Below are 24,681 nucleotides of genomic sequence, written 5' to 3'. Positions count from 1 at the left end.
GATTGGAGAAATAGCTAAAATTTGATGCAACTGTTCCTTTTGAAATTGTCGTATCATTTATAATAGAAGATTTCCAATCTGAACCGATGAAAGGGTGGTCTGCATGGAACTGCTTCAGGATTCATTTGGCCGGATACATGACTACATCCGTATTTCTGTTACGGACCGCTGTAATTTACGCTGTGTGTATTGCATGCCCGCAGAGGGTATGGAGTTTGCTCCACATGATGAGATTATGAGCTACGAAGAGATTGCACAGGTGCTGAAGGTGCTCGCTCCCATGGGCATGCGCAAAGTTCGGCTTACTGGGGGCGAACCGTTGGTACGCAAGGATCTGCACAAGCTCGTCAGCATGATCTCGGCAATTGACGGGATTGACGATATTGCCCTGACTACCAACGCTCTTCTGCTGGACAAACAAGCTCAGGCGTTGAAAGATGCTGGGTTGAACCGGATTAACATCAGTCTGGATTCCCTGCGCGCTGATCGCTTCTCCATGATTACCCGCGGCGGAGATGTGAACAAGGTACTGAAAGGCATTGAAGCTGCCACTGCCGCTGGCCTTGCTCCGATCAAGCTGAATGTTGTGCTGATGAAGGGTATCAACGATGATGAGATCAAGGATTTTATTGCAATGACGATGGATCAACCTCTTCATGTGCGTTTTATTGAATATATGCCGATTGGACAGGCTTCGGATTCATGGCGCAAATCTTATTTGCCGCTGGAAGCCGTGACTGATGTATGTGCTGAAGCAGGCTGGACGGTAGAAAATACAACAGGCCCTGCGGGCAATGGCCCATCACGTAATATGAAAATTGCGGGCTCCGAAGGCACATTTGGATTGATTCATCCCGTGAGCGATCACTTCTGTGACAATTGCAACAGACTTCGGCTGACCGCTGACGGACATATCAAAGCCTGCCTCTACTGGTCCGATGAGTATAATGTTCGCCGCTTCGTGGATGATCCGGACGCTATGGCGGCACTTTTCCTCAAAGCGCTGGGTACGAAACCAAAGAATCATGAGATGGCTCTGGCTTTGGAACAAAAAATGCAATCGCACACGCCGACGGTACGCCGCATGTCCCAGATTGGCGGATAACAACAGTACGCAATATAACTCAACCGCGTATTCCTGCGTATGGATATATATCTGTACCGTCAGGATGACCTCTTCACACAACGGATGAGGTAACGCTGGCGCGGTGACCCCTTACGTAAATCAGCTTTCATAACGTGAAGTGGAGCGTGTCATAAGGCATAGGTGGATAGCCAAAGCAGACAAGAACATCATGTTCTTGCCTGCTTTTTCGTTATATTTTCATAAATTTCTGAAAATCATCAATTCTCCTGTTTCATTTGTTAAAAATTTAATTAATATACGTTATGCCCTTATCAGGCCTTCAAGATTAACCTCATTCTGACGATGTATACAATACATCTAGATGATACATATACATTATAGGAGCTGAACCTTATTGAACATCGTTGAAGCACTCGTTGCCGCAAGTCCATATTTTAAAATTATGCTGAAAGAACACGATATCATGATTGCGGTAACCGATACGGAGAAGTTCTGGTATTATGTTCCCAGCAACGAACTCGATCTGGGCATCAAGGCAGGAGACCCCGTTTCCCTCGATGACCCTACACTCCGCCGGGCACTTATACATGGGGAAACTTCAGCGAACCGTATTGATGCGAAATTCTATGGTACATCCATCAACTCGGCGGCCACCCCACTTCGGGATGAACAAGGAAATATCGTGGGCACACTTGCCATTGGTTTCTCTCTTCAGAACGAGGAAAAACTGGAGTACTTCACTGAATTGATCGGCGGTATCAGCGGAAAATTAACAGATATGGTGCAGACGGTAGCTGCCCAATCCGAGCAGTTGACGGCCTCTTCCACGCAGATTTTGGATAATACGCGCATGGCTGTGCAGAACTCAGGCGAAGTGAACAAAGTCGCCGCATTCATCCGCGAAATCTCAGAACAGACCAATCTGCTGGGCCTAAATGCAGCTATCGAAGCCGCCCGAGCAGGCGAAGCAGGCGCCGGATTCAGCGTTGTTGCATCTGAAGTGCGTAAACTTTCTACGGGTACCAAAGAAGCTACGGTGAATATCGAACGTTCCTTGAAGGATGTTCAGCATTCCATTCAGCAGATGGAGCAGGAGATCACATCCATCTCACAGTCTAGCAACCAACAGGCTGTGATGGTAACCGAGTTCAGCGAGGTCATTGATCAGTTGAACAGTGTGAGCCGTGATCTGAAAGTGTTTATTGAATCCATGCTGTTGAAGGCAGAATAGAATAAACAAAACATACAGATAGATACTGCATGAACATCAAAAACCGTCTTGAACTATAAGGATAATATCCTTCAGATCAAGACGGTTTTTTGATACTCCAACGGTCACATGCATATGACCTCGTTTTCGAATTACCCTTTGACCGCACCCTCCGCAATACCCTCCATGATGAACTTCTGGAAGAACGCATAGATCAGAATAACCGGAATCGCAGTCAGTACCAGGGAGGATAGAATCAACGGCCATTCCTTGTTATATTCACCAAACAGCATGTTCGTGGACAGAATCAGCGTATAACGATTCACATCGGTCAGCATGAGCAGTGGCAACAAGAAGTCATTCCAGATCCAGAGGAAGTCCAGAATCGCGATGGTAACTGTGATCGGAAGCAAGAGCGGAAAGATAATCTGGAAGAACGTCTGGAACTCATTACATCCGTCAATCTGAGCCGATTCCTCCAATTCACGCGGAATGGATTTCACAAACCCGTGATAGAGGAAGATCGCCATGTTCACACCAAGCCCGATATAAATTAGGGCCAATCCGTACGTACTTCCCTGTACACCCATGCCTTTGGCTACCCGCGTCAGCGGAATCATGATCGAATGAAACGGCACCAGCATGGATGCAACAAACAGGAAGAAGATCAGGTTGCTCAAGCGGCCTGAGGTTCGTGACAGCTTGTATCCCGCAAGTGAGGCACAGAAGACAATTCCCCCGATCCCCAGAAAGGATACAATTGCCGAGTTCATTGAACTGCCCAACAGATTGATTTTGTTAAACGCGTCCGAATAATTCTCCCAGTGCAACGTCGTTGGCAGCGCGATAAAGGATTGGAACATCTCACCCTGTGTTTTAAAAGAGTTCACAACCGCCATGTAGATCGGCAGCATAGCGACGAGAGAGCCCAGGATCAGCAGCAGTCTAATCAGATAACTGTTCAGTCGTTGCATCCTCATGCTTCCACCTCTTTCTTCTTCATGACGGTGATCTGGATGAGTGTAAAGATGAGTACGATGATGAACAGCACAACCGATTTAGCACTGGCATAGCCGTATCTGAAGTTGTTGGAGAATGCTTCTTCATAGATGTTCATCGTGATCACCTGCGTGGCCCGGCCCGGTCCACCACCAGTCAGTCCATACACCACTTCGAACACTTTGAATGCTCCGTTCAGCGTCAGGAAGAAACAGATGGTCACGGCATGAGTAATCATCGGCAACACCACATTGCGCAGCACCTGGAATGCGTTAGCCCCATCAATAACAGCTGCTTCCTTGAGACTTTTTGGCACACCCTGGAGAGCAGCCAGATAGATGATCATCATATACCCTACACCATTCCAGAGCGATACGATCAGAATGGAGTAAAATGAAAACTTCGGATCACCCAACCATTGCTGGTCGAGGAACGATAAAGCCAGTTTCTGTGCGAGCTGTGGCAGCACCTGAGAGAAGATGAAGGTCCACATGAAGGCACTGATGATTGTACTGATCATGTTAGGCATGAAGAATAGGGTCCGGAAGAGCCCCTTGCTGCGCGTCCGTGACTCAATGAACACGGCGAGCAGCAAAGCAATTCCATTTTGCAGAATCAGCATAAATATTACATATTTCATCGTGAACCACAGAGAGTTCAGAAAGTCGGGATCTTCTTTGAACAATTCCAAGAAGTTGCCCAGACCGATAAAGCTGTAATCCTGATTGAGTCCGTTCCAATCCGTCAGGCTATAGAACATGCCACTAAACGTGGGATACAGCAGGAAAATCGCATAGATGACAAAGGCAGGCGCAGTGAACGCGAGCAGTGACAGATACTTTTTGAACACATTCGTAGCCATTGGTTCTCCCCCTTTTCACTCGAAGCGGATGATTGTAAACGAGGGAACGAAGAACGTTCTGCCTGCCGTATCATCTGCTTGGAGACTGCGACGAAACAAAGTACCCCTAATTTGTTGACAAGCTCTCAGACCGTAGAGATTTGCCAACAAAAGCGGATACTCCATTCCTCACAGTTCCTTACTTGTTGACTTTGTTGTAAGATTTCCACGCCTTGTCGAGCGCATCGATAACCTGCTGTTGATTTAATTGCCCAGAGTAGTAGCCTTGCAACGCTTTGCCTGACTCGTCTTTCACCGCTTGAGGGAGGGATGGGTCCTCATAAGCTTTACCTTCACTCACATATTTCTGGGCATCGTCTACCCACGGGAAGCTCTTGAAGTCATGGATCTTGGCAATCGGATTGAACTTGAGTGCTTCGAAGAATGCACTTGAATCCTTGTCATCGAGAATGTAGTTCACGAAATCGAGTGCCACTTCTTTGTTTTTGCTAGATGACGATACTGCCAGTGAAGTGGAGGTGCTCAGATTGATTTTGGTATCATCCGGATTGTCATTGATCGGCATTGGTGCTACACCAAAGTTCAAGTCCGGGTTGGACTTCAGGATGGTTTCGGCAAACCATGGTCCTTGAATCCACATCGCGGCGCTTCCTGATGCGAAGGCTGCTGAACCATCATCTCCGCCCACTTCCAGCGCTTTGTCCGTTCCATTGGCATTGACGAGATCAAAGATATCAAACAATGCTTTCATATCGGAGAAGGAGCCCTGATCCTGATTCATCTTCTCCACGAAGTCTTTGTGCTCAGACTGAGTTAATGCACCCACGGTAAGTGGCAGAAATAATTGCGGAATCCAGGCTTCTTTGTAGGATAGTTCAAACGGTGTAATGTTGGCTGCTTTGAGTTTCTCCACGACCGCTTTCATTTCTGTTAACGTCGTTGGCACTTCCAGCCCTTGCTCTTCAAAAATATCTTTATTGTACAAATAGCCCCATGATACTGTTTCCAATGGAATAGCTACGATTTTACCCTCCGCATCCGTTATGGAAGGTTTAACCGAATCCAGCAGCTTATCGACAAAAGGTTGGCCCGACAGGTCTTCCAGATAACCAGCTTTGCTGAATGGTGGAATCTCATTGACTGCATGCAGGGCGAACACATCCGGTGCATCATTGGAGGCGAGGCGAGTCTTCAGAATCTGAGGTGCATTGTCCGCAGGCGGCATCTCCAGTTGCACGTTCACCTCAATGTTTTTCTCTGCTTTCTCCTTGGCTTTGAACTGTTCTATATATTTATCGTAGTGTTCTTTCAGCCGAGGTTGTGCAACGAATACTTTGAGTGATACCGTGCTGCCTGATGCCGATTCCTCCTGCCCATTGTCCGTTCCTGCATTGGAACCGCAACCTGCGAGCAGAACACTGACCAGTACCGCACTTGCTACGCTTTTCCATACTTTCATCTCTTATGACCTCCCGGTGTGTAACTGGTTTGTCTTTCATAGGATCATTATATATCAGTAAATGAAAGCGCTTCATTGGACAAAATTAGACTTGTGTATTGGATTATTTTAAACCTTAATCCTGCCGCAAAAGCTCTCTCAAACGTCTCATTCCGTGCTACTGCCTGATTTACCTGATATACGAGCCTGTCCCTTCCGCATCTCCCCAGGTGAAACTCCGAAATGCTTCTTGAATACCCGATAGAAGTAGGACACATCCTCATAACCAGCCATCTCGGCAACATGCTTGAACGGAATCTGTTCATCCATCACCCATTCTTTCGCTCGCGTCATACGCAACTGGATAACATAGTCGGTCACATTCACCTCATATTCCTTCTTGAATACCTTGCTGAGATATTCCTTGCTGACAAAAAAGATCTGAGCGAGCTGCTCCAGCGTAATCATCTCCATACAGTGCTGCTCAATGTATTGCTTCACCTCATTCAGGTTAAGCTTATTCTTGAACTTACGCTGCGCAATGAGCTGCTCCAAAGCCTGATAGTACGGAGTCGAAATCCATGCGATCGTGGATTCGATGGAAGCCAGTGCAGCCGCAGGAGGTAGCGCCGTTGCTTCGGGCCGCTCGTACAAGCCATTGGAGACGCACAGTTCATCTAACAAAGCCTGTAATTCATGAGCCACCCTGCCAAGCTGCCGAGGTCTGTTAATCTCGCATCGTTCCAGCTTCTGCTGTAATTGCTGGAACCACTCCCGCAGACTCTGACCGTTCAGGTCATTAAACCGCAGGCGGGCCTGCTGCTGAAACAGGGAGAACTCACCTGCGAACGAAGATGGGTACGATTCCCACGATTCAGGTGCTGATTCAACTTTTTCCAACTCCTTTGCACATTTAGCAAGTACACCATTCAGTTCATCCGGATTCACCGGTTTGAGCAGATAATCTGCAGCCCGATGGCGGATCGCATGTTTTGCATAATTGAAGTCGTCATATCCGCTCACCACGATCACCTTGATCTGTGGGTATTGTCCGCTCAGCGTCTGTAACAGTTCCACACCGTCTGTACCGGGCATGCGCATGTCCGTAATGATAATGTGAGGCTGATGCTGCTTGACCAGTTGTATGGCCTGCTCGCCATCCTCTGCCTCACCTGCAACGGTCATGCCGAGTTCATTCCAATCTCCCAGGTTGCGCAAAATATCCCGGTTCCACGGTTCATCGTCCACCAGCAGCACTCTGTACAGTTCCTTGTTCACAAGGCTTCGCCTCCTGTATTACAGGGGATTCGTACCGTAACGCTTGTCCCCTGTCCGTATTCACTTTCTATGCCCATCCCATATTCAGGTCCAAAATGCATTACCATTCGTGAGGCCGCATTGACCAGTCCAATACTTGTACCTGAACTCCACACCCGATCTGCCTGCCGGGTAAGCCGCTCCAGTCTGGACTGCATCTCCGTTAGGCTCTCAGCATCCATACCCACGCCGTTATCACGAATTCGAATGGTTACATCTGTAGGTTCACAGACAACCTCAATGCCCAGTTTCCATTCGCCCTGTTTCTTCTCCAGACCATGCAAAAATCCATTCTCCACAATGGGTTGCAAAGACAACTTGGGAATATAACAGGCCCGAAGTTCTCCGGTAATCTCCAGTGTATATTCAAGCCTGCCGGCAAAACGTTGCTTCTGAATCAGCATATAATGCTCCAACTGATCGAGTTCAGACTGTAGAGGGACAAGTCCATCCGGCGCTCGTACAATATAACGAAACATCTCGCTCAAGGCTCGAATGACTTTGTAACTGTCTGCCGGTTTTTGCGAGTAGACCATGCCGCCAATCATTTGTAGTGTGTTTTGCAGGAAATGCGGATGGATCTGGGATTGCAGTGCTTTGAGCTCGGCCGTCTGCTTCTCCAGATTCATCAGGTAATTGTCGCGAATATGTTCCCGAATACGACTAGCCATGCCGTGCAGATTTTTCTCCAGCAGGCCAATCTCATCTACCCGGCCGCTTCGTACCACTTCCCTGTCCTTGATCAGCTGGATACCCTTCATGGAATTCGCCAATCTGACAATGGGCTTTGATGTACGCCAGGCCACCAGTGCAGCTAGTCCCACAGATATGACGGTGGCCAGGCCACCCACGACCAGTCCGTATTTCATCGTGTCCAACGCACTTTCGTTAACGACATGGGCAGGTACAATCTTGATCACACGCAGTCCTGACGGCTCAATGGAATGAAAGAATACGTATTCCTTGGCTGTACGGATAAACCCCGAACTTTCTTTTGTACCTGCCAATTTCTCTAGTGCTTCCGCTGAAGGCTGAATCTCTTGGTTTGGCTGATAGACCGGACTGCCCGTGTTGTCAGCAATGTATACCGCATAGGCTCCCCGGCTATCCAGCAGCTCCAGCGTCTGATTGAACTCAGCCCACTTGACCTCCAGACTGATGGCGCCGATCTGAGCTTGATCCTCGAAGCGGTTCATGCTGCGGGTCATGTGAAACTTTTGCGGATCGTCCGGATCATTGATAATTGTAAAATCTTTATGTTGTGCAAAAAGCTCATGATATCCTTCCGGTATTTCCGATACCGCTTTGATGCGAGAATCCATCGAGTTGAAGGTGAACAAGGTGTCCAATTCCTTCAGGTACAGTTCAACGCCAAATACATAATTGCCAGCAGAATAGTATACACTGTTCAGCATATTGAACATGGCCTTCTGTTCATCGAATCGGCTGGCCGCCGGCGCTTCCTCGTTCAACGCCAGATATTGATGCAATTCGTCACTGATCTGAATGGAATAAATAATATTGTTCATGTGCGCGAACTGTTCACCCAGATAGATGGAGGCCCAGTTCATATTGGCTCGGTTGGTCTCCATTATCTCCTCTTCCATGGAAGAGCGGGTATTCTCAGCAGCCATAGCGGTCATGGCAATGACGGGCAGAACGGCCAGCAGCGTCATGGTAAGAATCAATTTATTGCGAATGCTGCGTTTGAAAGGATCTATCAGCTTCCGATAACATTCGGTAAACACAGCGCATCCACTCCTGAGCTAAAATAGACAAACGCCCCAGCATGGAAGCTGAGGGCGCTTTGGTCTTTATATTCGTATGGAAATGTTAAAATATCACGTTATACAATAGAATGGATAGTTACACGAAATCACTACGAGGCCAGAACAACCTTCTGATCGCTGTTATCACCGGATTTTTTTGATTCCCTTTTCTAAGGGGAAAATCCTGTGATAAAGGCGAGGTATATGCTTCCGATGCAGCTTTCTTTCAGAAAGCTTTTAGCTCCGCTTCCTCAGGTTATTTCTGCCCTCTCCGTTAACGTGTACATATTAAGTTCAACGTTTATACCTATATTTATTATTTCCTATTATTGTTCGATAATCCGTATGCCCCATGGCTCCAGTTCGATCTTCTCTCCTTCAGCAATCGGGGTTCCTGCAAGTAGCTCAGTCCCTTCCCCATAAGCATTCACGAAGGATGTTGCCTCATCCGCATAATTGAAATAATAGCGAATCGTATTCCCTTGATCGTTCACACCTGTCTTCACAATGATGGGAAAAACCAGCTCCTGATCAGCTCCCCATATGCCCGCTTCCTTCATGACACGTTCCAACACCTTACGGATCACCGCAGAACTGGTATAACATCCGACATAGGTTGCTTTGCCTTTTCCATAGGCATTCTGGGTAATTGCCGCATATTCACCCCAATGTGCATGATCATACCAAGCCAGTACTTCAGCCGTTGTCGGTGTAATTAGTTCCATCCAGGTGTGAACCTGGTTCTGCTCCTCACCAACCTCGAATGGATCATCGCGCAGCGAGACATGTTTGGGCTCTACAAAAAGGTTATAACTGATCCCGCATGCCTCACTAATCAGGCCCGGCTGGCGGGTAGAGCGTACCTTGATATGCTCATTTGCAAATCCACTTTTGAACGAGTAGACGATATGTCCGCCATCCTGTACGAATTGATTCAATTTTTCCAGCAATGCATCCGAAGCAGCATACAGAGCAGGTACAACGAGCACATCATACTCCGCATAACTCTCAACCGATGGATCGATGAGGTCACAGCCAATGTTCATCTTGTACAATTCATCGTACATCCAGCGCACCACGTCATTGTAGTTCTTGTCACTGGTGAAGTTAAAACCAAACCACTTGATCGATGTCAGTGCCTCATTGCTGAACAGCACAGCTACCCGATTCTTTTTCTTCAGATTCACAAGCTTAGGACTCAGTCTTGCAAAATCCCTGCCAATCGTCTTCGCTTCGTTGTACACCGGATTCGGTTCAAAGTCATGACTGAGCAATCCTTTCCAATACGTCTCAAACGAATTGTGCAACGAATGCCAGTGCCAGTAGGCAACCATGTTTGCTCCTGATGCCAGATGACTGAATGCCTGCAAACGCAGCTGTCCCGGATAGGGAACCCAATGCCAGAACGCCTGCGCTTCGGTCTCCAGCACCAGATAGTTCGATTGTTTGGTGGAACGCGCCACATCCCCGCCGAATGAAATTTCAATGCCGGTCAGATCATCCTGGGAAGGATGGTAGATGTCCACACTGGTGATGTCAAAAGGTTTCGATGCGGCAAAATGGTCCACATCCCCTTGAATGCCGTAGGAATATCCACGCCAATCGAAGTCAAAGTTCTGGGTAACAAACTGTCCTTCCTGTTTGTATTCATTCACGATTCCCACTTGCCAAGCCAAAAAGTTGGTTACCAGCAGACGCTGGAACTTGGCAAACTCAGCACCCAGACTGCCGTTGATCGTTCCTACAACAGACGGGAAGTCTTCCCAGCTATTGATTCGATTGCTCCAGTAGTCGAGGCCAAATTCCTTGTTGAGCTCATCCAGGGAACTGAACTTGTTCCGCATATATTTGACGAATTGCAGTTGTACATTATCTCCGGCCGTATTGTAATGCTTCGTCTCGTTATCTGTCTGATAACCGATTACTGCTGGATGTGTGCTTACCCGAGAGATCAGCTTGCGGATGATCCGCTCGGCATAGAATAGATAGGTTGGATGTGTAATGTCCATGATCTGTCTTGCGCCGTATTTACCAGGCCCCTGTGAGGTGGTAGCCAGCACGTCCGGATGTTCCTTGACCATCCATGTAGGAACTGCATACGTTGGTGTTCCTACGATAACCTGAATCCCCGCCTCATGCATGGCATCCAGCACACGGTCTACGGAAGAGAAGTCAAATACGCCATTCTGCGGTTCATGGGTACTCCAGGTTGATTCTGCAATGCGGACCACGTTGATCCCTGCATCTTTCATCATCTGAATGTCCTTGTCCAATCTTTCGTAGGGCATATATTCATCATAGTAAGCTACGCCATATAATAATTTGTCCATGATTTAATCTCCTTTTCAGGTGTTTTAGGTGGAAAATATAATGATCTTGACGTGTGCAAGAGTTGACATATTCCAATCCGTAATGGTAGCGTTTACATTATTATTGATTGAAGAACTTGGATTGTTCAGCAACCACTTCAAACGCTGATGCGTTCCATGGATTATCCATGCTTGCGTTAAACTGATTATAATGAAGTATACTACGGGTGCCGATTGTATAAGGCAAGTTGTTTTTACCCTTTTCCGAGGTGAATATGATGGATATCCGATCACAGCTCCGAGAAATGCCTCACCATACGCTGGCCCACTGGCTACCTATTATCGACTGTAACATCAAATTCTATGGTGCGCACAGCCAACAAGTCCCCTATGGATGGGCGATGCCGGAGGAATCACATCCGGGCTTTGAGATTATGTTGATCATCGAAGGTACGCAGGAGAGTGTGATTCATGGTTATACCTACACCGTGGAGGAAGGTTCCATTCTTCTCATTCCTCCCGGGTTCAAACATACAAATCAATGTGTATCCACGGAAGGCATGACTTATTTTAGCGCTCATTTTAATGTGGATGATCCGGTCTTCACCCTGAAGCTGATGTCACAGCATAGCCAAATCTACGCAGCAGGTACGGTTGATAATAGGAAAATGCGCGTTGTGCTGGAGAGTTGGATGGGGATGATTAACATATCTGAAGCCTACACGTCCACTGATAAAATGATCATGCAGGCACGCATGTTTGAACTGTTCGCCCTGTTGTCCCAAGCCGCTGACAACGAACCGGAGTCCACCACTTCCGTTGCTGCTTCACATGCACCAGCGCCAACAGCCATGCATTATGCGGGAGCTATAGCGGAGGCGATCAAGCAGGCATTCCATGCCCAGCTTCGAACCAAGGAAAGCAGCATATCCACGGTCAAAGTAGAGCAGATTATATCCTCGTTTGGCATCAGCCCGGGATATGGTCTACAGGTCTTTCGCAAGGTGTACGGGCGTTCACCCAGAGCTTACCTCTCCAGCTTGAAGTTGCAGGAGGCCAAAGTACTGATCGAACAGCCAGAGCTGTCGCTCGGGGAAATTGCGTGGAAGCTGGGTTACACCCATCTGTCCCATTTCAGCAGACAATTCAAACGTTGGACAGGCCAAAGCCCGCTTCAATATCGCAATCATCATGCAGATGCATCAGGTGATCCTGTATCCTATAGATCTGAATCTAGTCCAGAGTCTTGATTGCGGATACGTTCGTACTCTTCCGGCGTGTTCATATTACTCAATTGCATCGCTACTTGATGGACACCAGCTCTCTCAAGCTCTTCCGCTTCGACATAACAGCACCCGATCTCTTCAAGCCATCGCATGACTCGAAGATGATCCTGTATCAGACGCTGCTCCAGATCAGGGAGCACTCGTATGTGGTAAGCCCCTGCAAGAGGGTGGACTTGTCCATCCACGCGTGGAACGATAGCAGAATAAGAGTCATGCGACTCGGCCAGCTTTTTTATCCCATCAAAAAAGGACGTTTGCAGGAGCGGCATATCGCAGGCGCATACCAGATTCCAGTCTGTATCGGAAGCTTCCAGCGCCGAGTGAAGACCGGCGAGTGGCCCCTTCCCCGGATAGTGATCCTGAACGCAGTCGTAGCCTATTGCACCGTAGGTTGTCACATTGGGTCCGGCAGCCACGATGATACGGGATACGGCGGGTCTCATGGCCTTTGTGACATGTTGCAGTACAACGGAACCATTCAGTTCCAGCATGGCCTTGTTGGTCCCCATGCGACTGGATAATCCTCCTGCCAATATGATGCCTGTCCATTCACGCGTGTTCATGTTGTTATCCTCCCTCCTGGTAACGATATGTGTTTGACTGCATCAATTTCAAAACGTTCGCTATGCATTGAATCCCCTTTCAACAAATGATACATTGAACAATATGCATTTGAAAGGAATGGCTTAATTGGACAGACCTGCACCTTCAAGAGGCAATCCCTCATTGGTTTCTCTGAAACTATATAACTTTTTCATATATGGAGCCATCTCGATCTTTGCCGGATTCCTGCAGCTTTACCTGCAAGAGATTGGTATGACCAAACTGGAGATTGGCAGTCTCATGGCGATTGGACCCTTTGTATCCTTGTTTGCCAACCCGTTCTGGGGTTTCTGGAGCGATAAATCTCGCAACATTCGCATCATTCTGATGATTATGATGGGAGGCACATTTGTGCTCGCCCAGGGTGTATTCTATGCGCCCACGTATACATGGATCTATGTAGCCATGATTTTCTTTTATTTTTTTCAAAGTCCATTATTTGCTCAAACCAACAGTCTGATTCTCGGATATATCGATGGTACAACCCAAAAATTCGGGTCATTCCGGCTCTGGGGTTCACTCGGTTGGGCACTGACTGCCGTCGCAGCCGGACCGCTCATTGACCGTTTTGGCATCGGCAGTGTATCTATTATATTTGCGTGCATGATTGCCACCGCCTTTGTATTATCCGTATTTCTACCCAGACAGCCGATCGCTTCGGATACACCGGTGGTTACTTTTCGGCGGTTTGGCAAAGTCATGTTCAATCCGTATTTTATGGCATTTATCGGCCTGGGTGTACTCGTATCGGTACCTAATGCCATGAACAGTACGTTTATGTCACTATACATAGTAGAAATGGGTGGTGACAAACAGATGGTCGGCTGGGCCATCTTCACCTCATCCATTCTCGAAGTCGGCGTATTCCTGCTGCTCGACCGTTTACTCAAACGCAAAATGAGCATGCTCCTGGCATCTCTCATTCTGATCAGTGTGCTGTTTGCACTTCGCTGGCAGCTCATGGCAATGGCTAACAACCCACTGGAGATTGTATTCATTCAGTTGATGCACTCCATTACGTTTGGTGGGTACTTCTATGTAGGTACGCAACTGACCATGCTGTTTATTCCAAGACCTTATCGTTCTTCCGGTCAAGCGGTCTACACGATGGCCTGGGGCGGTCTCTCCGGCGTCATTGCCGGTCTGTTCGGCGGCTGGTTGTTCCAGAGCTTCGGTGCAGAAATCATGTATAGCATTGGCGTATTCTTCTCGCTCATCGGCGCTGTTGGATTTAGCATCATGTGGTTATCGAATCGACGTAACGGCTATCAGCCAGTTGTATTGACAGAGATGGGAAATATGGATGAGGAATAACGGAGTAAGACTGTGACACACCCTACTTGTCATCCGTTAGACAAATGACCGATTTACGTACAGGCCACAGTTACTGGCTACACGTAATCGGTCATTCCTTGGATACGCTCTTCATTTTAATCTAGATCATCCAGATGATTGGGGAACTGCGCATTAAAAAGCTGTTTTTGCTAGAGGATGACTCAGCGTAGAGATGTCGTATGAAAAATAGTTAAATTATACAGGGATCGTAGGGAACTTTTTATTTTCTGACATGCTTTTTACCATTCCGAGAATACACTGAAGCAAATATTGAATGTCCTCTTCCGAATGATCTGCGCTTAGGCTAATTCTTATGCTGCTGGAGGAAATTTGTTTATTTTGACACATTTCCATGATTACCCTACTTATTTTATTTCCTTTTGAAGAACAGGCGGATTGAGATGAAAGATGAATTCCATTTTTGCCTAAAAAATTCAACATTAAGGCAGAAGTAGACTTTGGATACGACAAATTCAAAATATGGGGAGCGCACAACGCTCCTGATGGACTATTTATAATAATGTCACTGTTATCACTCAAATGATGACGAAGTTCATTTTGAAAATTTTTTAACTTTGCTATACTGCTTGGCTGCTTGGAAATCGTAACGATCATTGCTTCTGTAATCGCGGTAACACCCGGCACATTAACTGTTCCGGGTCGTAATCCCGATTCCTGCTTTCCACCATACTGAATGGGGGCTATATCCACATGGTCTTTGACCATGAGAATGCCTATTCCTTTTGGTCCCCCTATTTTATGACCAGACAAAGTATACAAATCCATATTCGCTAGATTTACATCCAACTTTCCAAATGCCTGGACCCCATCTACATGAAAATATACACCAGGTGCTTCTGATTTCAACATAGAACCGATTTCCTCGACAGGCTGGATAGCACCCGTTTCGTTGTTTACATGAATGATACTAACTAATACAGTATTTTTCTTAATCGCCCTCTGAACGTCTGTCACTTCCACGATCCCTGATTTATTCACTGGTAGAAAAGTCACCTCCACCCCTTCCGAACTGAGATGAACAGCACTTTCAAATATGGAGGAATGTTCGACAGAAGACGTAATGATGTGTATGGGATGAGACAACTTATTCTTAGCAACATTGGCAACACCAAACAAAGCGAGATTATTACTCTCTGTGGCTCCGGATGTAAAAATCACTTCTCTTTGTTTTACACCTAAAATTTTCGCGATTCTCTCTCTGCATTCATTCACTAATGTATTAGCTTCTTTACCAGGGAGATGCATTGAGGAAGAATTGGCATATACTCTTTGATACGTATCAAGTATAACCTCTTGGACTGACGGAAACAGTGGTGTCGAAGAACAATAGTCAAAGTACAGATTCTTCAAAAGGACCACCCTCCCTAACGAGATTTTCCATTCGAATTGTCTTTGTGGTATATTGCTGCACGTAATCATCATGTGTTGCTATAACTATAGTCATATTCCCTTTTTCATACATTTTACTTAGAAGTTTCATTATATTCTCGGCAGATTGAAAATCCAGATTACCAGTAGGCTCATCAGCCAAGAGCAGAGTCGGATTATTCACCAAAGCCCGGGCTATTGCCGTTCTTTGTTTTTGCCCACCTGACAACTGAGAGGGGTAGGCGTTTTCTTTTCCCAAAAGTTCAACTTCCTTGATTATACTAAGACAGCGCTCTCTACGTTGAGATTTAGTAAGCTTTGCTTTAGATAACGCAAGTGGAATTTCAACATTCTCCAGCACCGTCATATCGTTAATCAATTTAAAATCCTGATATACAAACCCGATGTTCTCATTGCGTATTCGTGCATACTCACTTTCCTTGAGCTCATTAATCTGGCGACCATTTAATTTGATAATCCCACTTGTTGGATGCTCAACCAAGCCTGCCAAATGTAAGAGGGTACTTTTTCCAGAACCGGACCTTCCATATATAGAGACAAAATCACGATGATTAAGGGTCAAATTTACATTCTCGAACACAGGGGAATCTATATTCCGGTCAACAAAACTTTTACTGACATTCTGCATTTCAATAAGAGCTTTCATAACAACACCTCAAATCTCATTTATTTTCAACGAATTACTATTTGTCCGAACAACTGGAGCTGTTAGGACAAATAGGATAAATATAAATAATAGGAGGCCACTAATTAAGGATGAAGTTACTGCTATTGGTATAATGGTGTAACACACTAATAGGACCAACAGAGCCACAATAAATGCAGGACCTATAAGTATTAGATTAGAGAATAACACCATAATGGCCAAATCCCACCGGGTGGCACCATACAGATAATAAATCATTAGATTTCGTGACTGGCTCAGGAATCGGACCAGTATAAAAGACATCATTGAAGTCAAAATAAGAATGGAAGATAACGAAACAAACACCAAAATGATGCTTGTATAGATGGATTCAATAACCACATTTTGTCTTTCTGTTCCAATTAATCTTGCCACTCTGAAGCTTTGTCCATCACCCAATTCGGAGAGCCTTGTTGATAATGAATGAGCACTAATTTCTTCATCACTCACATCGAACAAATATAACGACAATTGGGTCGTCTCTATTGGTTCCATACTCTTCAAGAAAACAACTTCATTAGCATTTTGCCAACCTGGAGGGTTGATAACTTTCACCATCTCCTTGGTGACCCCGGCATTTAGGTGCAGTTCAGTCGAATCGTCATTATCGCTGATGAGATTCCATAATAAAGGGTTCGATGTATATACCATCCTTCCGTTATCTATCTCTGAATAATCTGCATTCAACAAACCAACCTTCCCGGGAAATTGCTCCTGAAGCCATTTCACCTGCACTTCGTTCCAACTTGGAGTTTTCTTTTCATTACTAACCGTAGGCTGGATCAGCCAAGTATCTTTACCAACGACATGATCGAGTTGAGTCAAATCATTTTGCTGTTCTCTAACCATACCAATCAATATCATTAAAAATAGGAATATAAAAACAAATTGAATATTAATAAGTGCTGTCGTTTTTAAACTTCTCCTTGCCATCCGCCAAGCTGTACCAAATAAATATCTCATCGTCAGGTTCCAGCTCCTTTAAATAAATTGTTCCATATTTTTTTCAAGGTTTGTTCAACGGTAATTACAATGATGCATATGACCGTGAAAATTAGAATGATAAATACGGGTAAATTCAATTTTAGTTGAAATCCTTCGATATCGACATATTTGGATACCAGAAAGGTGAATATAGCAGACAGTAATGAAGCCACTATTACTACAAACCCAGATTCAGCGTATATTGCACGTTTCAATACTTTTTTTGAAGCTCCTAACTTCATTAAAATATCCCACTTATTTTTGTCTTTGCTTATTTTGAAGGAAAAAATATAAATAAAGTTCAACACGACATAAAGCATGAGACCAACTGTGATAATAATAGCCAAAATTAGCAAGCTATAGAATTGTCCAAGTCTCTCTGCCTCTGGCGACTGTTTAGAAATACTGGGCTTATACGAAGTAAGAGTAGGTAGAACTTTTGCTTGAACTGCCTCTTCACTCGTTTGACCAAAAATAAAAACACCCATAACTACATTCGTTTTATCACCATATAAATCCAAAAAGTTTTCGATAGAAATATATACGTTCTCCACCAAACTGGATTGATCAATAGCAGTAATCATTAATTGCTTATCAGCAATTTGAATCATTTGTCCAACAATGTCCTCTTCCTGTAATCCCACAAACATCGTGTCAGCAGCATTGCGGGAAATCACCACTTCATCATGTCCTATTTGATCTACGGGAAGTTCCTTTTGTAACTTAAAATCCTTGTTAACGCCAAAAACCTGATACAGTCCAGAAGCCCCATTGGTCTGTACAAAATCTTCGTTCGATAGGAGATAGGTCCATTGAAGGGAAGCAACTTCGTTCCATTTTTTTTCTAATTCAGGAAGAGATTTTACAGAAACCGGTGTTCTGAGATCCACGACAATCCGATTTTTGGATTGCTCTACTCCTGCTGATATATTTTGATAGCCCGTATTTAGAAAAGAGAAAATCACAGTAACTAGCGCCAAAGATATAGCCAGATTAAGAATAAGTATCCCCGTTAACATTGTGTTTTTTTGAATTGATTTTTTTACAATATTATAATAGAAATAAATGTTAACCACTCCTTTTCTTATCCGTAATTACCACATGGATAGGATAATCATAACTGGCATGGCCGTTAATATATAGCCGAATCTGGTAATTCCCTCCTCTGACAACCAATCCTTTCATAATAAAGTTGATGTCTGCCCCTGGGACCCTCTCGGCTGATCTGTGATTATAGACTACCTTTTTTTCAGTAAGTCCCCTTATCTTCCCTTTATCATCGAGAAACTGTAATTCAAGCTCGTACGGTTGATTAACTTCAGATTTGGACAATCTCGCAAGTATATGTAACTCCAAAATAGCTGGAAATGTTGTAACTTCTGTTTCATTGATTAACTTGCCTAAGTGATGGCATCGCTCTGTTGGATTAAACCGGATGGTGTCACATACGATTAGAGATGTAATCAAAGTACTCCACCCTCCAGTCTGGCTCTTTCTAAATAAAAGTGTACATCCTTGGCTTCATCTGCAATGCCCGAAGAAATCCGATTTCCATCTGCACTATAAATTTGCACTGTAGGTGTTTCATAAACTGCAAACTCGGTACCCATCTCTTGAGACTCTACTTGAACTACTGGCATTTTCCAATTAAAGTATTCCACCATTTCCTTATTCGTTTCATAGTCTCCGTCAACAAGTATTACAAAACGGGTGTCCATTGATTGCTTGGTTACAATATCTCCAATATGCGGTAACAGATCAACGCAACGAAGACAATAAAGCGATAGGAAGATTAGACACAGCCTAGACCCTTGTGGTTCAAAGCTAACATGATCTCCATTCCAGTTCAAGTACTCCTTTGTTACCGCAATATTATCCATATACATACTTCCTTTCCATACTAAATATTTCATTTCTTTTATTGATGATGTTTCTGTATTCACTATTTTCACGTTTGTAAAGTTCTTGTGCATTACCTACTTCCGCAATTTCACCATCTTTAAATACAACAATCGTATCGGCCAGTTCAGCAATGTTTATATCATGAGTAACGACAATAACCGTTTTATCCTTCTCTGTCAGAATGGAAGAAAAAAATTCAATCTCACTCTTGGGATCAAGTGCAGAGGTCGGCTCATCAAAAACAAGTAGCTCTGCATCCCGAATATATACCCTTGAAAGAGCAAGTTTCTGCCACTCTCCACCTGATAAAAAAACAGATTGTTCTGTCAAATATCCAAGATCGGTGTCCATATGATTACTGAATCTATCCAATTTCGGGAATCTCGATTTCCCTAATGCTTTAATGATCTGAGCATCCGTTATTTCACTTCTGTTAGAATTGGAAATGATCACATTCTCACGAATAGTCATCATATATTTCACGAAATCCTGAAATACAACAACCATAGCCTGATGAAGTGAAGACGTGCGAATCTGTTCCAAAGGTATATTATCAAAAGCGATCGTCTTCTCCGGAGAATCATACAGTTTCAACAAAAGTTTCAAAAATGTCGTTTTTCCCGAACCGTTTTCCCCGAAGATAACAACTTTATCCCCTTTGTTAATAGACAAATTGATATTTCGGAGCGCATAACGTTCCGAATTTGTATAACGAAAACTCAAATTATTAATAGTTAATTGATTCTCAAATACAAATTCCACTTTCTCATTCTTTCCTAGATCAGCTTCCTGTCTATCTGGATTATCTACGAATGAAAAGTAACTTTTAACATAGTTCTTGTCTTCTTTGATCATAAAAATATTTCTTAATAATGTGGAAATACTGTTATCTGCCAGATTAAGTGAGAGAGTCAATCCAAAATACTCTCCAATAGATAGTTGGCCTTTTGACATATAGTTGATAATAAGTATAGTAACTAAAGCCAAACCAAGATTGGAAAGTGAAAAGTTAAATAAATTAAAATTAATACTGTATTTTTTCAAAGAATTTCTGATTTTCTGGATTTCTTCTGAACTATCTTTCCACTTTTTAACAAGTACATCCGAAGAACCATATACCTTCAATTCCTTTTGAGTCTGCGTGTCTATTAATACATTATAAAAATACTGAGGCACTCTTAATTTCGATTGGATAACCCGGTTAGTACTAATTCTCTTCTGAGTAAAATAAAAGATTAAAAGCGTTTTGCTGCAAGTAATAATAACAACAAAAAGGACTAGCCATAGGGAGGATACACCCAAATACCAGAACGCAATCATAGCGGTTATACCGTTTTGAAGTACCCCAAAGGAATTGGAAAACAGCGGGAAGATTTTACCCATCCCCATGGTGGCCATATTAATCGAGCTTTTGAATTCAGACTTTTCTTGATCTATCAGATTGAATGAACGCATCTTGTCCAATATCTTCATCTCATGTTTGATCATAATCTCGTTCATTGCTTCTTCATCCATTAGTGACGTCGCTTCACTTAAAAACTGTTTAAGAAAATTAAAAACCGTAATTAAAATAATTATAAAAATAGCCTGACTAAAAACAGATTCATTTAAGAAATCTAGAAGTTTCCCTGATAAATACACATTAAAATTGGCCTGTAATGAAAGAAAAATCATCATCACCAAGTGTACAACTATAATTTTCCAGTTATGTTTTCTTATTATATCAGCAACTTTTAACAGCTCTAAGTTACTGTTCAGCATTCTCCTCATTTCTCCTCCACCTCAAAAAAAGGTGATAATACATCGTAAATGGCAGAGATTGTGGACGAAGGGCCTGCACTAATAATTTGATTTACTTTATTGATTCCAACAACAAAGGGAACACCAGGTATACCTATAGATCCAATAAAATCGAAAATATTTCTTTTTAAAATATGAATGTTCTCCTGCTCTTTTATATACGTTGATTCCAAATTATCCGTAACCAGCGTAAATTTGAATTGGTCTTGTTGATCTTGAATAAATTCTTCGATTGCACCCATATTGCACGATGAACAAGTTGAACTTACAACAAACAGCACATTAGGTAAAGATTTCATCTCCCTTGAAGTCTCGGTTAACATGAAGTTATCATCTATGTAAGACCCAATGCTTAATGAAATTCGATGATTATGTTTGAAAAACTTGCGGTGCTCCATGTTCATTCTCACTTCTCTCCTTTGTGCGGAAATACAATAATGTCTCCATCAATAGAAAAGGGACGGAAAGAACCCGTCCCATTCACATTTGAACTGCCGCCTAGCAACACCCTAAGTCATCAGTACGAGTATAATATTGCGATGTGTTCCCTGAACTGTCTCTGCAAACATCGTACACATGCTGAACTCGGGAAGATTTATTATCCCAAGGTACCCATGTGCAATAACCATTTGGTGTACAGAAATCAGTTCCGTAAGCTACACCAACAGAACTTGTTCCACCTGGACATGCCATATTGACTCACCACCTTTTCGTTTGATTAACTACAACCGTAGAGTAACATATTATCGTTTTTTTGAGTTTAAAGTCATGTTGAATGGAGGAAAAATGGCATCAAACGGAAAATTTTGTGACATTAATGAATTTATTGTTTAATTATTCATGTTAATGGTACTATATAGGGGAACTAGATTGGCTTGATATAATTCAAAAGAAAGGGATTGAGTTAAATTGTTCCAGATAGGAATTTATGAGGAAAATACAATTGATTTAAAAAAACTACATGAATTTTTTATAAGATTAGAGAATAAGGGGCCTTACAGCTTTAAATTAAGTAATTTTTTCTCAGAGGATGATCTGATTACTCATTACAAGAATCCCGAAAAAATTAAACCACAAGTCATTATAATGAACATCAAGCTATCTACCTGTAATGGAATTGATATCGCTTCCAAGATTCGCAAATACTATGATCAAGAAGTTCTGATTGTTTTCCATACTAATTATATTGAATACATAATGCGAAGCTTTGATGTACAAGCATTTCAATACTGGCTAAAACCAATAAACTACTCCTTTTTCGAACAAAAAATGCTTCTCATTTGCAAGCATATATACTCATTGAAGTCTATTTTCTTTCCAGTAAAAGCTGATGGCGATTATCTTTTTGTTAGGTGCGCAGATATCATGTATATCAGAACAATTAAATGCCAAAATTCCTCAAACAACATTGAAATCACTACGAAGTCAGGCACTATTTTATTTACAGGTACATTACTGAAGTGTATAGCCGAACTTCAACATCCCTTTTATCTTATTCATCGTTCATTTATTATTAATATAAATCATGCTCTTAAAATCAGATCCAACTATGTAGTAATGAACAATGGTGAAGAGATTCCTATAGGAAAGTCAAAAACAAAGACAGTAAAGCTTGCCTTGTCTTACTCCTAACTCTTCCACAGTATATTTGCCTTAAAAAACTGACTTAAATTTTGCAATACAATAAAAGGGCGTCCCCTTCAAAGCTAATGCTGCGCAGGGGACGCCCTTTTACAATATATATTCCATACTTATGCCTTCGGCAGTTGGAACGAGCTTTTCAGGGATACAACCCGGTTAAATACCGGACGTCCTGGCTCGGAATGTTTCGGATCTACACTAAAGTAACCATGACGGAAGAATTGGAATTTATCCTGAGCGTTCGCTTCCTTCATCTCTTGTTCCACATACCCATTAACAATCTCAAGGGAGTTCGGGTTCAATTGATCCAGGAACGTTTTCTCCGGTTGCTCTTCCACAACCTCAGCTTCAGCCCCAGCTACTGCTACTTCGACCTCTGCTTCCGGTGCTTCATCCAGGATCAATGGCTCATACAGACGGAATTCAGCAGGTACCGCTTGAGTCGCTTCTACCCAGTGGATTGTTCCTTTGACTTTACGGCCAGTGAATCCACTGCCGCTCTTCGTCTCCACATCATAGGTACAATGAATCTCGGTTACATTACCTTCTGCATCTTTGATCACATCGTTACATTTGATGAAGTATGCATGTTTCAGACGAACTTCGTTGCCAGGGAACAAACGGAAATATTTGTTCGGCGGATTTTCCATGAAATCGTCTTGTTCGATATAAATCTCACGGGAGAACGGAATTTGGCGATTACCCATCTCTGGGTTCTCCACATTGTTCTCTGCTTCAAGCCATTCCACTTGCCCTTCAGGGTAGTTGGTAATAACCACTTTGAGCGGGTGCAGGACAGCCATCGTGCGTGGAGCTTTCAGTTTCAAGTCTTCACGTACAAAGTGCTCCAGCGTTTGCAGATCGATAACTCCATAGTTTTTGGAAATGCCTGTCTCATATACAAAATCACGAATGGCTTCCGGTGTATATCCCCGGCGGCGCAGACCTGAAATCGTTGGCATACGTGGATCATCCCATCCATCCACATGTCCTTCGTCCACGAGCAGTTTCAGCTTCCGCTTGCTTGTTACCATCTGGGACAGATTCAGGCGACCAAATTCGTATTGACGTGGTTGGTTCTCCATCTCACACTCGGCAATAACCCAGTCATAGAACGGCCGCTGATCCTCGAACTCCAAGGAGCAGAGGGAATGCGTTACACCTTCAATTGCATCTTCGAGCGGGTGAGCAAAGGCGTACATCGGATAGATACACCATTTGTCGCCCGTGTTATGATGGTGTGCATGTGAAATCCGGTAAATAACCGGATCGCGCAGATTGATATTCGGTGCAGACATATCGATCTTGGCACGCAGCACTTTCTCTCCGTTCTTGAATTCACCTGCACGCATACGTGTGAACAGGTCGAGATTCTCTTCCACCGAACGATCACGGTACGGGCTGTTCTTACCCGGCTCCGTCAGCGTTCCGCGCATTTCACGGATTTCGTCGGCGCTTTGGTCGTCGATGTAGGCTTTACCTTTTTTAATCAACAAGACAGCACGGTTGTACATCTCGTCAAAATAATCCGAGGCAAAACGTTTCTCATTCCACTCGTATCCGAGCCATTTCACGTCTTCCTGAATCGATTGAACGTACTCTACATCTTCCTTGACCGGATTCGTGTCATCAAAGCGCAGATTCGTTTTGCCGCCAAATTCGCCACCCAGCGTAAAGTTAATCCAGATCGCCTTGGCATGGCCGATATGCAGATAACCGTTCGGTTCCGGAGGAAAACGGGTAATAACTTCCTGGACTTTCCCAGACCGGAGATCTTCGGTAATAATATTTTTGATAAAGTTAGGTGGGGTTGTACGATTGTCCACAGGTATCAAACCTTTCATGAATGGATTGGAGCCTTAGGGAATTGCAGCAATTCCGGCTATAATTCCTTAATAACGAAGTCATTTCCTGAAAAAAACTATTTTCTTGGAAAGTTTCGTACGCGTTTCATTTAAATATACCTTTAACGGGGGAGGAGTTCAATAAAGAACGGCACCAAAGTCAGGATTAGCCGTGCATAAATAGGCCCTAAACCATTTTG

At 43.8% G+C, this 24,681-nt stretch carries 21 protein-coding genes; 5 read left to right on the top strand and 16 right to left on the bottom strand.

Annotated features, from left to right (window positions below; all coding sequences use genetic code 11):
• Positions 1 to 103: 103 nt before the first annotated feature.
• Together moaA and J2Z28_RS31520 are read left to right on the top strand one after the other, a co-directional pair.
• On the top strand, positions 104 to 1,105 hold the full coding sequence (moaA, locus tag J2Z28_RS20090) for a GTP 3',8-cyclase MoaA (protein ID WP_211083995.1): 1,002 nt from the start codon (positions 104 to 106) through the stop codon (positions 1,103 to 1,105).
• Between the two features lie 376 nt (positions 1,106 to 1,481).
• On the top strand, positions 1,482 to 2,318 hold the full coding sequence (locus J2Z28_RS31520) for a methyl-accepting chemotaxis protein (protein ID WP_210109246.1): 837 nt from the start codon (positions 1,482 to 1,484) through the stop codon (positions 2,316 to 2,318).
• Positions 2,319 to 2,449: 131 nt separating this feature from the next.
• Here the strand turns inward: J2Z28_RS31520 and J2Z28_RS20080 are convergent, their stop codons facing one another.
• From J2Z28_RS20080 to J2Z28_RS20055, 6 genes are all read right to left on the bottom strand, one after another.
• Positions 2,450 to 3,277, bottom strand: a complete 828-nt coding sequence (locus J2Z28_RS20080) for a carbohydrate ABC transporter permease (RefSeq protein WP_062836914.1) — start codon at positions 3,275 to 3,277, stop codon at positions 2,450 to 2,452.
• The gene (locus J2Z28_RS20075) at positions 3,274 to 4,158 is read right to left on the bottom strand and encodes a carbohydrate ABC transporter permease (protein ID WP_211083993.1); all 885 of its coding nucleotides are present in this window, start codon (positions 4,156 to 4,158) and stop codon (positions 3,274 to 3,276) included. Before J2Z28_RS20075 ends, J2Z28_RS20080 begins: the two co-directional genes overlap by 4 nt.
• A 178-nt stretch (positions 4,159 to 4,336) precedes the next feature.
• Positions 4,337 to 5,617 carry an ABC transporter substrate-binding protein gene (locus tag J2Z28_RS20070; protein WP_047840742.1) on the bottom strand — a complete coding sequence of 427 codons (1,281 nt, stop codon included), beginning with the start codon at positions 5,615 to 5,617 and terminating at the stop codon, positions 4,337 to 4,339.
• Positions 5,618 to 5,764: 147 nt separating this feature from the next.
• Positions 5,765 to 6,874, bottom strand: coding sequence for a response regulator (locus J2Z28_RS20065; protein WP_342357527.1), 1,110 nt, complete (start codon positions 6,872 to 6,874; stop codon positions 5,765 to 5,767).
• A complete protein-coding gene (locus tag J2Z28_RS20060; protein ID WP_211083992.1) occupies positions 6,871 to 8,661 on the bottom strand; it encodes a sensor histidine kinase in 1,791 nt (596 codons plus the stop codon). Before J2Z28_RS20060 ends, J2Z28_RS20065 begins: the two co-directional genes overlap by 4 nt.
• 347 nt (positions 8,662 to 9,008) lie before the next feature.
• Complete coding sequence (locus J2Z28_RS20055) at positions 9,009 to 11,012, bottom strand: beta-galactosidase (RefSeq protein WP_211083990.1); 2,004 nt, start codon at positions 11,010 to 11,012, stop codon at positions 9,009 to 9,011.
• 254 nt (positions 11,013 to 11,266) lie between these two features.
• On the opposite strand from J2Z28_RS20055, the gene J2Z28_RS20050 reads away from it, so the two are divergent.
• Positions 11,267 to 12,241, top strand: a complete 975-nt coding sequence (locus tag J2Z28_RS20050) for an AraC family transcriptional regulator (protein ID WP_342357526.1) — start codon at positions 11,267 to 11,269, stop codon at positions 12,239 to 12,241.
• On the opposite strand, the gene mobA is transcribed toward J2Z28_RS20050, so the two are convergent.
• Positions 12,211 to 12,840, bottom strand: coding sequence for a molybdenum cofactor guanylyltransferase (mobA, locus tag J2Z28_RS20045; RefSeq protein ID WP_211083988.1), 630 nt, complete (start codon positions 12,838 to 12,840; stop codon positions 12,211 to 12,213). The genes J2Z28_RS20050 and mobA overlap by 31 nt on opposite strands.
• Before the next feature lie 163 nt (positions 12,841 to 13,003).
• On the opposite strand from mobA, the gene J2Z28_RS20040 reads away from it, so the two are divergent.
• The gene (locus J2Z28_RS20040; protein WP_211083986.1) at positions 13,004 to 14,194 is read left to right on the top strand and encodes an MFS transporter; all 1,191 of its coding nucleotides are present in this window, start codon (positions 13,004 to 13,006) and stop codon (positions 14,192 to 14,194) included.
• Positions 14,195 to 14,410: 216 nt separating this feature from the next.
• On the opposite strand, the gene J2Z28_RS20035 is transcribed toward J2Z28_RS20040, so the two are convergent.
• Genes J2Z28_RS20035 through J2Z28_RS20005 form a run of 8 tightly spaced genes read right to left on the bottom strand, consistent with a single transcriptional unit; the run spans position 14,411 to position 21,400 of the window.
• Positions 14,411 to 15,586 carry a cysteine desulfurase family protein gene (locus J2Z28_RS20035; protein ID WP_211083984.1) on the bottom strand — a complete coding sequence of 392 codons (1,176 nt, stop codon included), beginning with the start codon at positions 15,584 to 15,586 and terminating at the stop codon, positions 14,411 to 14,413.
• Complete coding sequence (locus tag J2Z28_RS20030) at positions 15,567 to 16,271, bottom strand: ABC transporter ATP-binding protein (RefSeq protein ID WP_211083982.1); 705 nt, start codon at positions 16,269 to 16,271, stop codon at positions 15,567 to 15,569. Before J2Z28_RS20030 ends, J2Z28_RS20035 begins: the two co-directional genes overlap by 20 nt.
• A 9-nt stretch (positions 16,272 to 16,280) precedes the next feature.
• Entirely contained in the window at positions 16,281 to 17,273 is a 993-nt protein-coding gene (locus J2Z28_RS20025; protein ID WP_211083980.1) for a hypothetical protein, read from the bottom strand.
• A 2-nt stretch (positions 17,274 to 17,275) separates the two neighbouring features.
• A complete protein-coding gene (locus J2Z28_RS20020) occupies positions 17,276 to 18,370 on the bottom strand; it encodes an ABC transporter permease (protein WP_211083978.1) in 1,095 nt (364 codons plus the stop codon).
• The gene (locus J2Z28_RS31855) at positions 18,363 to 18,761 is read right to left on the bottom strand and encodes a DUF6941 family protein (protein ID WP_415841505.1); all 399 of its coding nucleotides are present in this window, start codon (positions 18,759 to 18,761) and stop codon (positions 18,363 to 18,365) included. The genes J2Z28_RS20020 and J2Z28_RS31855 overlap by 8 nt, the downstream gene beginning before the upstream one ends.
• Positions 18,758 to 19,174, bottom strand: coding sequence for a hypothetical protein (locus J2Z28_RS20015; RefSeq protein WP_211083976.1), 417 nt, complete (start codon positions 19,172 to 19,174; stop codon positions 18,758 to 18,760). Before J2Z28_RS20015 ends, J2Z28_RS31855 begins: the two co-directional genes overlap by 4 nt.
• Positions 19,167 to 20,957, bottom strand: a complete 1,791-nt coding sequence (locus J2Z28_RS20010; RefSeq protein WP_211083974.1) for an ATP-binding cassette domain-containing protein — start codon at positions 20,955 to 20,957, stop codon at positions 19,167 to 19,169. The genes J2Z28_RS20015 and J2Z28_RS20010 overlap by 8 nt, the downstream gene beginning before the upstream one ends.
• A 5-nt stretch (positions 20,958 to 20,962) precedes the next feature.
• Entirely contained in the window at positions 20,963 to 21,400 is a 438-nt protein-coding gene (locus J2Z28_RS20005; protein WP_211083972.1) for a hypothetical protein, read from the bottom strand.
• A 505-nt stretch (positions 21,401 to 21,905) separates the two neighbouring features.
• On the opposite strand from J2Z28_RS20005, the gene J2Z28_RS20000 reads away from it, so the two are divergent.
• Positions 21,906 to 22,628, top strand: a complete 723-nt coding sequence (locus J2Z28_RS20000; RefSeq protein WP_211083970.1) for a LytR/AlgR family response regulator transcription factor — start codon at positions 21,906 to 21,908, stop codon at positions 22,626 to 22,628.
• A gap of 119 nt (positions 22,629 to 22,747) precedes the next feature.
• Here J2Z28_RS20000 and J2Z28_RS19995 read toward each other — a convergent pair whose 3' ends face one another.
• Entirely contained in the window at positions 22,748 to 24,481 is a 1,734-nt protein-coding gene (locus tag J2Z28_RS19995; RefSeq protein ID WP_127548964.1) for a glutamine--tRNA ligase/YqeY domain fusion protein, read from the bottom strand.
• Positions 24,482 to 24,681: the final 200 nt, after the last annotated feature.

Source organism: Paenibacillus xylanexedens (genome assembly GCF_017874615.1).
GTDB classification, from domain to species: Bacteria; Bacillota; Bacilli; order Paenibacillales; family Paenibacillaceae; genus Paenibacillus; species Paenibacillus xylanexedens.
This window is presented reverse-complemented; position numbering and strand designations above follow the sequence as displayed.

Excerpts from the sequence above, each read along its gene's own strand:
- moaA (WP_211083995.1), top strand. The coding sequence starts at position 104 with ATGGAACTGCTTCAGGATTCATTTGGCCGGATACATGACTACATCCGT.
- J2Z28_RS19995 (WP_127548964.1), bottom strand. The coding sequence starts at position 24,481 with ATGAAAGGTTTGATACCTGTGGACAATCGTACAACCCCACCTAACTTT.
- J2Z28_RS20015 (WP_211083976.1), bottom strand. The coding sequence starts at position 19,174 with ATGGATAATATTGCGGTAACAAAGGAGTACTTGAACTGGAATGGAGAT.
- J2Z28_RS20010 (WP_211083974.1), bottom strand. The coding sequence starts at position 20,957 with ATGCTGAACAGTAACTTAGAGCTGTTAAAAGTTGCTGATATAATAAGA.
- J2Z28_RS20025 (WP_211083980.1), bottom strand. The coding sequence starts at position 17,273 with ATGAGATATTTATTTGGTACAGCTTGGCGGATGGCAAGGAGAAGTTTA.
- J2Z28_RS20030 (WP_211083982.1), bottom strand. The coding sequence starts at position 16,271 with ATGAAAGCTCTTATTGAAATGCAGAATGTCAGTAAAAGTTTTGTTGAC.
- J2Z28_RS20055 (WP_211083990.1), bottom strand. The coding sequence starts at position 11,012 with ATGGACAAATTATTATATGGCGTAGCTTACTATGATGAATATATGCCC.
- J2Z28_RS20005 (WP_211083972.1), bottom strand. The coding sequence starts at position 21,400 with ATGAACATGGAGCACCGCAAGTTTTTCAAACATAATCATCGAATTTCA.
- J2Z28_RS20070 (WP_047840742.1), bottom strand. The coding sequence starts at position 5,617 with ATGAAAGTATGGAAAAGCGTAGCAAGTGCGGTACTGGTCAGTGTTCTG.
- J2Z28_RS20080 (WP_062836914.1), bottom strand. The coding sequence starts at position 3,277 with ATGAGGATGCAACGACTGAACAGTTATCTGATTAGACTGCTGCTGATC.
- J2Z28_RS20050 (WP_342357526.1), top strand. The coding sequence starts at position 11,267 with ATGATGGATATCCGATCACAGCTCCGAGAAATGCCTCACCATACGCTG.
- J2Z28_RS20075 (WP_211083993.1), bottom strand. The coding sequence starts at position 4,158 with ATGGCTACGAATGTGTTCAAAAAGTATCTGTCACTGCTCGCGTTCACT.
- mobA (WP_211083988.1), bottom strand. The coding sequence starts at position 12,840 with ATGAACACGCGTGAATGGACAGGCATCATATTGGCAGGAGGATTATCC.